This window comes from Shewanella cyperi (genome assembly GCF_017354985.1).
Taxonomy (GTDB): domain Bacteria; phylum Pseudomonadota; class Gammaproteobacteria; order Enterobacterales; family Shewanellaceae; genus Shewanella; species Shewanella cyperi.
In genome coordinates this window covers 3,143,671-3,157,550 of sequence record NZ_CP071501.1, presented here as the reverse complement: position 1 = coordinate 3,157,550, position 13,880 = coordinate 3,143,671, and the positions used below count along the sequence as shown (strand labels likewise).

The 13,880-nt window shown below is 58.1% G+C and carries 15 protein-coding genes; 11 read left to right on the top strand and 4 right to left on the bottom strand.

From position 1 onward, the window contains the following. Positions 1-53: 53 nt before the first annotated feature. Together JYB84_RS13895 and JYB84_RS13890 are read right to left on the bottom strand one after the other, a co-directional pair. Complete coding sequence (locus JYB84_RS13895) at positions 54-857, bottom strand: DODA-type extradiol aromatic ring-opening family dioxygenase (protein ID WP_207320627.1); 804 nt, start codon at positions 855-857, stop codon at positions 54-56. 11 nt (positions 858-868) lie between these two features. Next, positions 869-1,564, bottom strand: a complete 696-nt coding sequence (locus tag JYB84_RS13890; RefSeq protein WP_207320626.1) for an esterase/lipase family protein — start codon at positions 1,562-1,564, stop codon at positions 869-871. 101 nt (positions 1,565-1,665) lie between these two features. On the opposite strand from JYB84_RS13890, the gene JYB84_RS13885 reads away from it, so the two are divergent. The 9 genes from JYB84_RS13885 (at position 1,666) to JYB84_RS13850 (ending at position 10,509) form a co-directional block, all read left to right on the top strand. Next, entirely contained in the window at positions 1,666-2,049 is a 384-nt protein-coding gene (locus tag JYB84_RS13885; protein ID WP_207320625.1) for an MAPEG family protein, read from the top strand. 188 nt (positions 2,050-2,237) lie between these two features. After that, entirely contained in the window at positions 2,238-2,609 is a 372-nt protein-coding gene (locus JYB84_RS13880; protein WP_207320624.1) for a hypothetical protein, read from the top strand. 377 nt (positions 2,610-2,986) lie between these two features. Further along, positions 2,987-4,246, top strand: a complete 1,260-nt coding sequence (locus JYB84_RS13875) for an efflux RND transporter periplasmic adaptor subunit (RefSeq protein WP_207320623.1) — start codon at positions 2,987-2,989, stop codon at positions 4,244-4,246. Positions 4,247-4,264: 18 nt separating this feature from the next. Beyond that, entirely contained in the window at positions 4,265-4,387 is a 123-nt protein-coding gene (locus tag JYB84_RS18475) for a hypothetical protein (RefSeq protein ID WP_266097104.1), read from the top strand. Between the two features lie 36 nt (positions 4,388-4,423). Continuing rightward, a complete protein-coding gene (locus tag JYB84_RS13870; protein ID WP_207320622.1) occupies positions 4,424-5,128 on the top strand; it encodes an ABC transporter ATP-binding protein in 705 nt (234 codons plus the stop codon). A gap of 10 nt (positions 5,129-5,138) precedes the next feature. Continuing rightward, positions 5,139-6,446, top strand: a complete 1,308-nt coding sequence (locus JYB84_RS13865) for an ABC transporter permease (RefSeq protein WP_207320621.1) — start codon at positions 5,139-5,141, stop codon at positions 6,444-6,446. A gap of 9 nt (positions 6,447-6,455) precedes the next feature. Continuing rightward, positions 6,456-7,673: an ABC transporter permease gene (locus tag JYB84_RS13860; protein ID WP_207320620.1), complete on the top strand. Its 1,218-nt coding sequence runs from the start codon at positions 6,456-6,458 to the stop codon at positions 7,671-7,673. Positions 7,674-7,767: 94 nt separating this feature from the next. After that, positions 7,768-9,159 (top strand): sigma-54-dependent transcriptional regulator, encoded by a 1,392-nt coding sequence (locus tag JYB84_RS13855; protein WP_207320619.1) that lies wholly within the window; start codon positions 7,768-7,770, stop codon positions 9,157-9,159. Positions 9,160-9,168: 9 nt separating this feature from the next. Then, on the top strand, positions 9,169-10,509 hold the full coding sequence (locus tag JYB84_RS13850) for a sensor histidine kinase (protein ID WP_207320618.1): 1,341 nt from the start codon (positions 9,169-9,171) through the stop codon (positions 10,507-10,509). Positions 10,510-10,522: 13 nt separating this feature from the next. On the opposite strand, the gene JYB84_RS13845 is transcribed toward JYB84_RS13850, so the two are convergent. Both JYB84_RS13845 and JYB84_RS13840 read right to left on the bottom strand, forming a co-directional pair. Then, positions 10,523-11,095, bottom strand: coding sequence for a TetR/AcrR family transcriptional regulator (locus JYB84_RS13845; RefSeq protein ID WP_207320617.1), 573 nt, complete (start codon positions 11,093-11,095; stop codon positions 10,523-10,525). A gap of 11 nt (positions 11,096-11,106) precedes the next feature. Beyond that, positions 11,107-12,495 (bottom strand): coniferyl aldehyde dehydrogenase, encoded by a 1,389-nt coding sequence (locus JYB84_RS13840; RefSeq protein ID WP_407696039.1) that lies wholly within the window; start codon positions 12,493-12,495, stop codon positions 11,107-11,109. Positions 12,496-12,761: 266 nt separating this feature from the next. Between JYB84_RS13840 and JYB84_RS13835 the strand changes: the two genes are divergently transcribed. Then, positions 12,762-13,145 (top strand): SpoIIAA family protein, encoded by a 384-nt coding sequence (locus JYB84_RS13835; RefSeq protein WP_207320615.1) that lies wholly within the window; start codon positions 12,762-12,764, stop codon positions 13,143-13,145. Positions 13,146-13,314: 169 nt separating this feature from the next. Then, positions 13,315-13,746 carry a universal stress protein gene (locus tag JYB84_RS13830; RefSeq protein WP_207320614.1) on the top strand — a complete coding sequence of 144 codons (432 nt, stop codon included), beginning with the start codon at positions 13,315-13,317 and terminating at the stop codon, positions 13,744-13,746. Positions 13,747-13,880: the final 134 nt, after the last annotated feature.

Sequence of the window (13,880 nt, the reverse complement as noted above, 5' to 3'; positions counted from 1 at the left end):
CATTTTGACGTGCCGCATCATGACCGAATGGCAATGGGTTGCGGTCGAATCACTTACCAGCGCAGCGCGGCGGTCTTCTTGCCAAGGACTGTGTCATCAAAGATGAGTTGGGCCGTGCCACTTTCACTGTCCATACCGGCACCAAAACAGACGTGCAGCGGCAGCAGGTGCTCTTCCCTTGGATGACAATGGCGGGCACCGGGGGCGCTCTGCCAGTTTGTCAGGGCCCTGGCCTTGTGGCTGGCATCCGTCGCCGCATTGGTACAGATGTCGATAAGCCAGGCCTCGAAGGCGAGGTTATCCCTGTCAGGCTCGCTGCCACGGCCAAAGGCCCTCAGGTTGTGGAAGGAAAAACCCGAACCCAGGATAAGCACGTTATCAGTACGCAGCTCGGCAATGGCCTTTCCTATGGCTATGTGCTGCGACGGTGACAAGCCCTTGACCAGAGATAACTGCACGCAGGGGATCTGGGCCTCGGGATACATGAGTTTCAGGGGTACGAACATGCCATGGTCGAAGCCGCGTTTCGCATCCAGTCTGGCGTCAATGCCTGCCCGTTCCAACAGCGTCTTCAGGCGAGCTGCCAGGGCCGGATGCCCCGGGGCTGGGTAGCGGATCCGGTAACTTTCAGGTGGAAAACCAGAGTAGTCGTAAATGAGCTCCGGGGCCTCGGCCGAGGTAATTGTGGCCACTTCTTCTTCCCAGTGGGCGCTGATGATGACTATGGCGTCAGGGGCAGGAAAGCTCTGCGGCAGTGCCTTAAGAAAGCCGATAAGCTCCCTGTGACCGGGTTCATCTAGCAGTGGCAGCGGGCCACCGCCATGGGGAATAAAGATTGCGGGTGCGTTCTGGTTCAAGCTGAATACCTCTATTGTGATTCACAGTCCTGAGTATGAGCTGTGCTTCGGTCTCTGTCTGTCGATATCATGGCGCTTAAACGTTCAATAATCACTTTGGCCACCCTGCGGCTGGAGGGCAGCAGGGTATGGGGCAGGGGCAGTTCGATGCATTCCCCCAGGCGGTCCTCAAGCAACCAGGGGGCCGTCACTTCGCTTTTGGCCACTATGCCGTCATTGCTTTCCCCATAGAAGGGCGGTATGCGGCCGCCTATGCCACGGGTGCCTATGATGGCGGTACAGGGAATGCCAAGCAGTAGATTGGGGGCGCCTATGGCGGCCATGCGCTGTGCATTGCCTAGCAGTTGCCCGGCGTCACCGGCAAACAGCCGGAACAGCGGATGATGTTGCAGCTTGTGGGCGAGCCTTGAGACTCCTGTGGGAGAACCGAGCAGAAATACCCATAAGGGCAAACACCTGGGTGCTTGGGTGCCTGTCAGCAGCTTACGGATAATCACCCCACCGAGGGAGTGACCGATAAGGACATAGGGCGCCTGGTCGAGTTTGTCTATCTTGCGTTTTAACCGGGCCGCCACCCGGTCCGTATCTTCGGCTGCCGCCAGATAGCCCAGCACATGGCAGGAAATTCCCGCTTTCCTCAGGGGCAGCAGCAGGGGCAGGGCAGACAGGGGCGTGCGCCCAAGGCCATGAACGAAGATGGCGTGCATTAACAACTCCCGATACATTCCCTTGAAGCCTTTGTTTTTAGCTGGCTAAATGGGCTAACGCAAATGAATCATTGTCCATGTTGGACGACTCGGGAGGAAAAATGACCACACTGCTCGCTTGCCTGTTACTCGCCATGCTGCTGCCCTATCTTGCCAAGGCGCCGGTGGCCCTGGCCATGGCCAAATTGGGCGGCTACGACAATCATCATCCCCGCAGTCAGCAGGCCAGGCTCGAAGGCTTCGGGGCCCGGGCCCTGGCTGCCCATCAGAATGCCTTTGAGTCCCTGCTGATATTCGGCCTGGCGGTACTGGCCGTGCTGGCAACCGACAGTGCCAACGGCATTGCCGAAGGGGCCGCTGTGGTGCATATAGTGGCGCGGCTGGGCTACCAGCTTGCCTATCTGTATGACAAGGATAAACTGCGTTCAAGCCTTTGGTTTGTTGGGATTATTGCCAGTTTCACCATATTGGCTCAGGCATTGTAGTACTTTAGTCCGTTTTAAAGCCTTTTTACCGGGCGACTGCCGGAGAATAGTTCCCAAGTTGCATAAGAATGAGAAAAAAGGGCCGTTGTTCGTTGATTGACCTTGATTTAGCTTGGTTTGTGCTCAGGAATGAGCGCTGAAGTTAACTAATAAGGCAAGATAAACAAGGGATTAAAATGAACAAGACTATGAGTAACATGCTGAAGGCTATTGGGGTAATGGCCGCTTTGGGTTTCGGTCAATCCGCGTTTGCGGCCGATATGGTTTGCAATCTGAACGTGAAATCAGGCGGTTATGTGGATGGCAACGGTACCGCTCACTGTATTGGCTTTGATTACAGTTTCGGTAGCAGCACCTCAGGCACTTACTCCATTGAGAACGTCACCAAGCCTATTTCCTCCGTTATCTGGAGTGGCAACGCCAAGTGTTCTGGTGGCGTATCCTGCGGAGTGACAGTTCGTGCCTATTCCATCAATAAGGCCAGCGCAACTATCCTGTACAAGGACGGTACCTGGGAGCAAACCAATACCGCCAACATGAGTTATGAGACGGGCTACTAAGCCGAACCTGGTTTGATAAAAAGAGAGGCTTAGGCCTCTCTTTTTTGTTGAGTAATCTCGGTCAGGTGTTTTACCGCCACGCAAGTTGTTTGTTTTTTAAAACGCCACCTTTATCCCCCCTGCCATTGCTTGAACAATCCTGCCGTACAAGCTGCTGTCCGTGTCCGTTTAACGGACACGGAACATCATGGGACATCGGACACTTTTCATCGTGTCCGCGGACAGTTTTAACTTCCCCGCTAATGATTAAGGTGTTGTATATAAGTAAAAAAATATCTTGGCACGATCCTTGATTGTTTATGCTCAACCAGATTAGGGCGGACGGGCCGGACAGGCTCGGTCAGACAGACCCGGAACCAGATTGACAGGAGAAACAAATGATCAGGGATACCAGCGGACAGGACCAGATAGTGGTTTCCAACCCAAGTCGCAGCAAATGGTTATGGCTCGGCGGCGGCCTGGTGGCTTTAGGGCTGTTGGGCTCCTGGGCCTTGGCAAGTGGCAACGATGGGGCGGCGCTGTCGGTCAAGCGCAGCGAGCTGGTGACAGCCACCCTGACCCGCGGCACCCTGGTGCGCGACATCATCTCCAGCGGCAAGATAGTGGCCGCCAATGCGCCTGTGCTCTATGCCAATGCGGAAGGCATGGTGACCCTTATCGCCAAGCCCGGCGATAGCGTCGCCAAGGGCCAGGTGCTGGCGCAGATTGACAGTCCACTGCTGGCCAACACCCTGGCCCAGGAGCAGGCCCGTCTGGCCGGACTGGAAGGTGAGGTGGAGCGGGCCACACTCAATGCCCGTCGCGAGCAGCTCAGTGCCCAGCAGGTCATGGATACGGCGCAGGTGGAGCTGGACGCCGCCGAGCGTGAGAGCCGTCGTGGCGATCTGCTGATAGCACAGTCACTTATCAGCCGCATCGATTTTGAAAAGACCAAGGACGATTTCAAGAAAGCGCAGTTGAGATTTGCCCATGCCAGGGAAGAGGTGGCCCTGATGCGGGATACCCAGGCCTTTGAACTCAAAAACAAGGGACTGGAACTCAAGCGCCAGCAACTGGTGGTGGATGATCTGCGCCGTCAGGTGGCGGCCCTGGAAATCAAGGCGCCGGTGGACGGCATCATAGGCAACTGGCTTACTGAGCAAAAGGCCCGTCTCAGTCGCGGCCAGGCCATTCTTACCGTGGTGGACCTGACCGCCTTTGAAGCTGAACTGGCGGTGTCCGAAAGCTTTGCCGATGAGCTGGGGCTGGGCATGGAGGTGGAGCTGGATCTGGGCGGCGTCAAGACCCGCGGCACCCTGTCATCCATATCCCCCGAGGTCAGCCGTGGTGAAGTCTTGACCCGGGTCCGTTTTGACAATCCCGAGGGGCTCAAACTCAGACAAAACCAACGTCTCAGTGCCCGTATCCTGCTGGAAAACCTTGAAGATGTGCTTATGGTGCGCCGCGGTAGTCTGGCCAGTGACGGTGGCACCTTTGCTTACCGGATAGACGGTGACCTGGCCAGTCGTGAAGCCATCAAGCTTGGAGCCCGCAGCGTCGCCTATGTTCAGGTGCTCGAAGGCGGGCAGGCCGGGGATGAGTGGATTATCTCAGGCACGGAAAAACTGAAGAAAGCCGAACGAGTCCGCCTCTACTGAGCATCGGGAACCCAAATCATGACAACCCAAGTAATAGACAAGGCCGGCCCTTGGATGGCAACGGCACTGATACTGTCCCTGGCATTGCTGGTCCAGGGGCTGACGAGTAACCCCAGCCTGGCACTCTTGCTGCTGCGCTGAGAACCCATTTCGATTAACAAATAAGGGAATAATCACATGTTAACAATGAAGAATATCAACAAGCTGTATCGCACCGAACTGGTGGAGACCCATGCGCTGCGCGATTTCAACCTGAACGTGGCCGAAGGGGAATTTGTGGCCGTGACCGGTCCCTCAGGCTCAGGCAAAACCACCTTTCTCAACATTGCCGGTTTGTTGGAAAATGCCAGCGGCGGCGAGTATCTGCTTGATGGCGTCAATGTGGCCCAGCTCAGTGACAGCGCCGCCGCCAAGGTACGCAACCAGAAAATCGGTTTTATCTTCCAGGGCTTTAACCTGATCCCCGATCTGAATCTGGCGGAAAACGTCGAACTGCCACTGCGCTATCGCGGTTTCAACGGTGCCGAACGCAAGCGCCGCGTCGAACAGGCCCTGGCCCAGGTGGGCTTGGCCTCAAGGCAAAAGCATCTGCCCTCCCAGCTGTCCGGTGGCCAGCAGCAAAGGGTGGCCATTGCCCGCGCCCTGGCCGGTGAACCGCGCTTTCTGCTGGCGGACGAACCTACGGGTAACCTCGACAGCCTGATGGCCCGTCAGGTGATGGAGCTGCTGGAAGAGATCAACCGCGCCGGCACCACCATCATCATGGTGACCCACGATCCCGAGCTGGCCCGCCGCGCCGCCCGCAACATCCAGATAGTGGATGGCCAGGTGTGCGACTTCAACAGCTTCCAGGGCGCCCCCCGTGCCGTGGCCAATGCCTGAGGAGTCAGTCATGTTTATGCATTATTTGGATCTCGCCTGGCGCTCGCTGCGCAAGACGCCGCTGATGTCGTTGCTGATGGTGTTCGCCATCTCCATCGGCATAGGCATCACCATAATGACACTCAACGTCCATCAGGTGATGAGCACCAACCCCTCAGGTGAGCGCAGCGATAAGCTGCTGGGTGTGCAACTCTGGACCCAGGGACAGGATACCTGGCGCAACTACAGTGCCATTCTCACTTACCAGGATGTGATCAACCTCAGGCGCGGCACTGTGCCCGTGCGCCAGGCCGCCATGTTCCGCACAGGTAAGGCCATTACCACGGACAATCCGGACATTGAGGCCGAAATGCAGTCTGTGCGGATAACCGACAGTGACTTCTTCGCCATGTTCTCTGTGCCCTTCCTCTATGGCAACGTGTGGGACAAGGCGGTGGATGAGGTGCCCGAGCACGTGGTGGTGATTGGCAAGGAGCTGAACGACAAGCTGTTTGACGGTCGTAACAGTGTCGGTGAGACCCTGTATCTGAACACCAAGCCCTATCGTATCGTCGGCGTGACCGACCATTGGTCACCCAAGCCCAGATACTATGATCTCACCACCGGCAGTATGCAGGATGCTGAGTTGCTGTTTGTGCCTTTCTCCCTGACCCCGATAGAAGAGTTTGAGGTATGGGGCAACACCAATGGCTGGAAGTTTGAACCCTTGCGCACCTATCAGGACCGGATGGCGTCGGAAAAAGCCTGGTTGCAATTCTGGGCCGAGGTGGACACGCCGGAGCAGAGAAAAGCCTTCCAGGATTACCTGAATGCCTATGTGGACAGCCAGCAACAGTTGGGGCGTTTTACCGACAAGAGTCGTGACTCCTGGGCCAGAACCATGAACGTGGCTGAACTGCTGGAGTTTCATGAGGTGGTGCCGGAAGACAACAAGATCCTCATCGGCCTCAGTCTGCTGTTCCTGCTGGTGTGTCTGGTAAATATTCTTGGCCTGATGCTGACCAAGTTCCTTAAACGGGCCCCCGAGGTGGGGGTACGCCGGGCGATCGGCGCCAGCAAGCGGCAGATCTTCGCCCAGCACCTGGTGGAAGTAGGCTGTATAGGTGCCATAGGCGGTGCCTTGGGCCTGTTGTGGGCCTGGAGTGCACTGCAATACCTGGCCAAAAAGTTTTTCCTGGAAGAGGCCATGACCAATCTTGACCCCAGCATCTGGGTGATTGCCCCCTCCATAGCCATAGTCTCGGCCATGCTGGCCGGCATGTATCCTGCCTGGGTGATCTGCAAGACCAAGCCCAGCGTTTACCTCAAGAGCCAATAAGGAGCGGCCATGACAGCCATAAAACCCATACTCAGCGCCATGTTCAGAAGCCGCAGCGCTCCTTTGCTGTTGCTGGCACAGATCATCTTGTCGATAGCCATAGTGGCCAATGCCGCCTTTATCATTCAGCAGCGCATGGAGCTGATGGCCAGACCCTCTGGCATCACAGAAACCGAATCCTTTGAATTTTCCGTGTTTAACTTTGGTGAGGATATGGATCTTCTCGCCAGGGATGAACGGGATCTGCAAATTCTGCGTAACCTGCCGGGGATCAAGGCCGCGGCGCCCACCAATATGGTGCCCTTGAGTGGTTCGGGCTGGAGCGATCGCTTCGTCGATGGTCCGGACCCTGAAAATGCCAAGTCGTTGCCCATATTTGCCTTTTATCTGAGCGATGAAGAGCTGGTAAATGCCCTTGGGCTCAAGCTGGTGGAGGGCCGAACCTTCCACAAGGGACAGATCCTCAGGGCCTTCGACGACAAGAGTGTCCAACGTGAGGTGATTCTCAGCCAGACAATGGCCAAGGCCTTCTGGGGCGAGGAATCCCCCATTGGCAAGGTGGTGTATCAGGGCGACGATGAACCCATTACCGTGGTGGGAGTGGTGGAACGCCTCCAGGGCGCCTGGGTTGATGATATGCATCTGGAAAACAGCGTCATCATGAACATAGATTTCAACGGCCGTTCCAATAATGCCAGCTACATTATCAGAGCCGAGGTGGCGGATATTCCCCAGCTGCAGGAGACCATCAAGGCGGCCTTGCTCAAGGACGAGCCGCGCCGGGTGATCCGCGGCTTCAGCACCATAGCCGAAAACCGGGAGCAGAATTATGCCAACCACGCCATGATGGCCTTTGTGCTGGGCTGCATGATTGTGCTGCTGCTGGTGATCACCGCTCTGGGCCTGTCCGGTATGGTGATGTTCAATATTGAGCGCCGCACCAAGCAGATAGGCACCCGCCGGGCGCTGGGGGCCAGCAAGGGCGCCATACTGAGCTGGTTTCTGACCGAGAACTACCTGATCCTCGGTACGGGGGCCCTGGTGGGCGTGTTGTTGGCCTTTGAACTGGGTCGTCGCCTGATGAATTTCTTCAGCCTGCCGGCACTGGACTGGCGCTACCCCGCCATGACAGTGGCCCTGCTGTTTGTGGTGACCACGGTGGCGGTAATATTGCCGGCCCGCAAGGCCGCCAATATCTCTCCGGCCACAGCGACCCGCAGTGTCTGAGTGAGGTAAACAGCCTGACCCGGGGCTCGCAATTGCGGGCCCCTTGGGTTAAGGTGTGCGCAAAGGAATTATTGCAAAAGAACAAAGTATTCAAATGGATAAGATTCTAATCGTCGATGACAACCTGGATGTGTGCCAGGCCTTGGCCCTGATGCTGGAATTGAATGGCTACAAAAGCCACTTCTGCCTCAACCCCGAGGCGGCCCTCAAGGCCATGACAGAGCAGGATTTTGCCCTGGTGATCCAGGACATGAACTTCACCCGCGACACCACCAGCGGTGAGGAAGGCCGAGAGTTGTTCCATGCGCTCAGGGCCATACGTCCGGACATTCCCATTATCCTGCTGACCGCCTGGACCGAGCTGGAAATGGCTGTCACCCTGATGAAGGCCGGTGCCGCCGATTATCTCGGCAAGCCCTGGGATGATCACAAGCTGCTGACCAGCATTGCCAATCTGATTTCCCTGCACAAGCTGACCCTGGATAACCGCGAACTCAAGCGCCACCAGGCCGAGCGTCAGTCTGTGTTCCGGGAAGCGGATCTCTGCGGTCTGGTGTTTGGCAGTGCCGCCATGGAGCGCTGTGTCGACCTGGCGTTGCAACTGGCCAAGTCCGATGTATCCGTGCTGATCACCGGCCCCAACGGTGCCGGCAAGGATCGCCTGGCGGATATACTGCACGCCAATTCCCCGCTGCAAAACAAACCCTTTATCAAGGTCAACGTTGGCGCCCTGCCCATGGAACTGATGGAGGCCGAACTGTTCGGTGCCGAGGCCGGTGCCTTCACCGGTGCCACCAAGGCCCGTATTGGCCGCTTCGAGGCCGCTGACGGCGGTACCCTGTTTCTCGACGAGATAGGTAACCTGCCACTGTCCGGTCAGGTTAAACTGCTGCGGGTGTTGCAGACCGGCGAATTCGAGCGCCTTGGCAGCCACCAGACCCGCAAGTGCAAGGTGCGGGTTATCAGCGCCACCAACGCCGATCTGCGCCAGGACATTATCGATGGGCGCTTTCGTGAGGATCTCTTCTATCGCCTCAATGTGGTGGAGCTGAATCTGCCACCACTGGCGGCCCGTAAGGACGACATACTGCCGCTGGTGGACCATTTCACCGGCAAGCGTGAACTGAGCGACGATGCCCGCCGGGCCCTGCTGGCCCATGACTGGCCCGGCAATGTGCGCGAGCTGGAAAATGCCTGCAAACGCGCCTCCATTCTGGGGCGGGGCGAGAGCCTCAGCGCGGCTGATTTTGGCCTCGGCAGTCTGGCGGCAGTCGCCAACAGCAATGAAGCGCTACAGCCAATCGCCAGGGGCGCTTCCCAATCCCAGGAGCCGCTGCGCGGTGAACCGGACAGGGATGAGATTGAAGCAGCACTGGCCCGGCACAAGGGGGTCATTGCCAAGGTGGCCAAGTCCTTTGGACTCAGTCGTCAGGCCCTGTACCGGCGCATGGAAAAGTTCGGTATCGACGGCAAAAAGCCGGATTGAGGAGGCGCCATGTTGAATGCGGTGGGCCTGAAAGGGCGCTTGCTCCTGTCACTGCTGTGTGGTTGGTTGCTGGGTATCGGCCTGATCCTGGGGCTGGAAACCTGGCTGGGTCAGGGCTGGCACTGGGTTGGCCTGGGGGTGGGTATGCTGCTGTCGCTGTGGTTTTCCGCGCTGCTTATCAGCCCCCTGGGGGATGCCCTCAAGGCCATGGAGCTGGGGCTGCTCAATCTTATCGACAATGACTTCAGCGTGTCGCTGCCTGTGGGCCGGGGCGGTGAGCTGGGGCGCCTGTCGGCCCTGTTCAATCAGGCCTCGGCGGCACTGCGGAAGGAACGTCAGCACATCTACCAGCGCGAACTGCTGCTCGACAAGGTGATCCAAAATTCCCCCAACCTGATGCTGCTGCTCGATGGTTCGGGACATATTATCTATGCCAACGATGCCGCCCGGCATCAATTCAATCAGGGCAAGCCATTGAATGGCATGCTGTTCCAGGAGTTATTGCAACAGCAAAGGGATGATATCCGTGCCATGCTGCAATCGCCCACCGATGGCCTGTTCAGCCTGGGTGAAGCGGGTTCAGATGCCGAAACCTGGCACCTGAGCCGCGGCCAGTTCAACCTTAACGGCGAGCAACACCAGTTGCTGCTGCTTAAGCAAATGACCCGCGAGCTGAGTCGTCAGGAAGTGGCGGTGTGGAAGAAGGTGATCCGGGTCATCAGCCATGAACTCAACAACTCCCTGGCGCCCATCTCCTCCATGGTCAATTCCGGCCGCATGTTGGCGGGCCAACTGGCCGAGCCACGGCTCAATATCATCTTTGACACCATAGACAAGCGCACCCGCCATCTGAGCGAATTTATCGAGGGCTACGCCCGCTTTGCCCGCCTGCCCAGGCCCATCAAGGCGCAGGTGGATCTCGCCCAGCTGTGCCGGGAACTGAGGTTGCAGTGCCTATTCAACATAGAGGGGGAGCTGCCGGACTTGCCCCTGTGGGCCGACGAGGTGCAACTGGAGCAGGTGCTGTTGAATCTGCTGAAAAATGCCGCCGAATCGGGTTCGGACCCCGAGCATATTGTCATCCATGCCAGGCGCGCCAGGCTGGGTGGCCAGGGGATGGCCGACGAGGTGGGGCTGGAAATCGAGGTGTTGGATCGGGGGCCCGGCATGTCACCTGAGGTGTTGTCCCAGGCGCTGCTGCCCTTCTATTCCACCAAGCAGCAGGGCACAGGTCTTGGCCTGGCCCTGTGCCGGGAAATCATTGAGGCCCACGATGGGCGCATCAGTTTGCAAAACCGCGAGGGCGGCGGCCTGAGCGTGCGACTGTTCCTGCCGTCTGCGGGTGCCTGAGCGCCCAGCTGCGTCACAGCGCCAGTGCCCGCCAGAACAGGCGGAAGCTGGCCTCCCTGTGGCCATGGTCCTGGCCAAGCGCGGGATGATCGAGGAAAAAGCGGGTCGCGGCCAGATACTGGCCGTGGCAGTTTTCCAGCATCAAGGCCAGCGGCAGTTCGGCCACCAATCCCAGCCTTTGGCCCTCGGCTATCATGGCGCTGATAAAGCCCAGTATCTCCTGCATCGCCTGCTCCCTGAGTGCCAGCGGAATTTCCACCGACAAAGAGAACTGCTGGAAAAATTGCTGCTTGTCCGGGTGCTCCAGGGCCCAGTCTATGGCTCCCAGCCACAGGCGCCGCGCCTGCTGCTCCAGCGGCCCGTCGGGGGAGGCCATGGCCTGGATGGCCGCGGCAAACTCCTGTTTCACCGCCAGGAACAGGGTCTGTAGCAGGGTTTCCTTGTTCGGGAAATGATGGAACAGGGTGCCGGTGGCGACCCCGGCCGCCTTGGCTATGCTGGCGGTGGAAGTGCCGTGAAAGCCCTGAGCATTGAACAGCATCAGGGCCGAGTCCAATATCTGCTGCCGCTTGTCTTTAATGTCCATACTCAATCACCTCAGCGCTGGAACCAGCCCAGCAACAACCTTTGCAAGGCCTTGCCATAGGGAGGATGCACCAGTTTGCCGGTATGCAGCCGCCCGCTTTGCAGCACAGTGCGGGCATGACTGAAGCTGCGAAAGCCTTCCTCGCCGTGGTAGTGACCCATGCCTGAAGGGCCTATGCCGCCAAAGGGCGCATCGTCGGCAGCCACGTGCAGCACGGTTTCGTTGATACACACTCCGCCCGAGTGGGTCTCTTCAAGCACCCGCTGCTGAAGCTTGGTGTCGAAACTCATCAGGTACAGGGCCAGCGGCCGCGGCCGGGCGCGGATGAAGTCCAGTGCCTCATCCAGGCTGTCATAGGGCAGCAGGGGCAAGAGGGGACCGAAAATCTCTTCCTGCATCACCAGCATCTCGTCGGTTACCCCCAGCAGTAACTGGGTGGCCAGTTTGCGCTGTGCATCCAGGGGCCCTTCGCCGGAGGCGCTGACAACCTCGGCGCCCTTGGCCTCGGCATCGTCCAGCAGATCCAACAGCCGCTGCCATTGGCGCTCGTTGATGATGGCGCTGTAGTCGGCATTATCCGCCACCTTGCCATAGAGGGCGGCAAACTTCTTCTGAAAGGCCGCGACAAATTCCGGCACCTTGGCCCGGGGCAGCAGTACATAGTCAGGCGCGACACAAATTTGTCCGGCGTTGAGACACTTGCCGTAGATCAGCCGTTCCACCGCCGCCGTCATGTCCATGTCCGGGGCCACCAGCACCGGCGACTTGCCACCCAGCTCCAAAGTCACAGGGGTCAGGTTGGCCGCAGCGGCTTTCATCACGTGGCGGCCGACGGCGGTGGAGCCGGTAAACAGCAGGTGATCGAAGGGCAGGGCTGAGAAGGCCGCCGCCTGTGCCGCTTCGCCTTCCACCACACACACCTGCTCTTCGTCAAAAACACTGCCCAGCAGCGCTTTAAGCACCTTGTTGGTGGCCGGGGTGAACTCCGACAGCTTGAGCATCACCCTGTTCCCGGCCGCCAGGGCCGTCACCAGGGGCCCCAGGGACAGTACGATGGGGAAGTTCCAGGGCACTATGATGCCAATCACCCCCTTGGGCTGGTAATGGACCCTGACCTTGGCCGGTGCCAGCAGCAGGCCGGCGTGGCGGCGGCTGGGCTTCATCCAGCCCTTGAGTCTGGCGAGGCTGTAATTGAGCAGGTTGAAGGTGGGCAGTATGTCGGCAATCTGTGAGTCATGGCTGCTGCGGTGGCCATAGTCCAGGCTCAGGGCGTCCACCAGTTGCTGCTGGTGCTGCTTGAGCGCACTTTTTAGTGCCAGCAGCGCCTGACGTCGCTGCTCGTAATCGGGGTAAGGTGCGGCATCAAAGGCCTCTCGTTGCGCCTTGAACAGCAACTCCATGGCTTTGATTTTCGCCACTGCCGGGGTCGCCGCTGGCGTGGGGCTGGTATGCAGCGGGCTGGTCGGTAATGGTTGGGCACTGGGCATCTGGCTTTCCTTGACTTGTCCTGTTATCGGCACTGTTTAAATTGAGCCGACTGATTGGTCGGTCTAGTATGGCGCCGGGGTGAAAAATAAGCAACAGCATAGGGAAATGTGAAGCGGATCATGGGGTGGTCCTACACCGGCGACTACACTCAAAAGAGGGCCACAGAGGGAGATAGGCGATGAAAGTCACAAGACACGGGATCAGCATAGGGGTCGAGCGCCATGGCGATGACGACTTCTTTGTGGTGATGAAGGTGGTGGGTAAGTTAACCCATGAGGATTATGAGCAGATGGTGCCCGTGCTGGAGACCGCCATAGCCGGGGTCAAGGATCCGGCCCTGTATGTGATCATGGATGCCACCGAGCTGGAGGGCTGGGAACCCAGGGCCCTGTGGGATGACCTCAAGCTCGGCCTGCGCCATGGCCGTCACTTTGAAAAAATTGCCATAGTGGGCGAGCCCGGCTGGCAGGAATGGCTGGCACGTATAGGTAACTGGTTCACCGCCGGTGAGGTGAAGTTCTTTGTCGACTACCAGGACGGCGTTGACTGGCTGGGGGACTAGGGCTTGTTGACGTCTCAGGGTTATTTTTGCAGCAGCCAGGCCGGTTTTTATGCAAGGTTGTGTGAGAGTAGCGTAGTTATTCTGAATAAGCGGCGAGTGGCAAAGTGAAGGTCGCCGTCATACGAGCAAAATTTCAATTCGCGACGCCAACAAGCCCTGGGAGGTAATTATGCGTGGCAAAGACATACTCTGGCCAACGGACTTTTCCGATACTGCCTCACACGCCCTGCGATACGCGGTGGAGATGGCCAACCTATACAAAGTAGGCATTCGCATTCTGCACGTGGTGCCAAGGCCCATGGGCGATGAAAACTTTATGATTTTGGCCATCACCCCGGACGAACTGGCCAAAAGTATGGAAGAGGCCGCTGCGGCCAAGATGAAGGCCTTGCTGGCCGGGCTGCACACCGAACTCAAGATAGACACCCGCATCCGTCAGGGGGATGCCATAGAAGAAATCGTTGCCGAGGCCAACAGTGGCGAGGTGGGCATGGTGGTCATCGCCAGCCACGGTTACACCGGCTTTGCCCACTTCCTGCATGAAAATGTGGCCGAGGCCGTTGCCAACCAGGCCCATTGTCCAGTGCTGGTGGTCAAATAACGCAGGTGGTTAAGTTACAGCCTAAACAGTGATAAGCCGGGCCAGGCATGGCCTGGCTTTCTTGTTCTCGGTTGCCTGAGTGCAATGCTTTATTTTTCTTGGAATTTTATATAGATTGGCTGTTTTAGGGACTA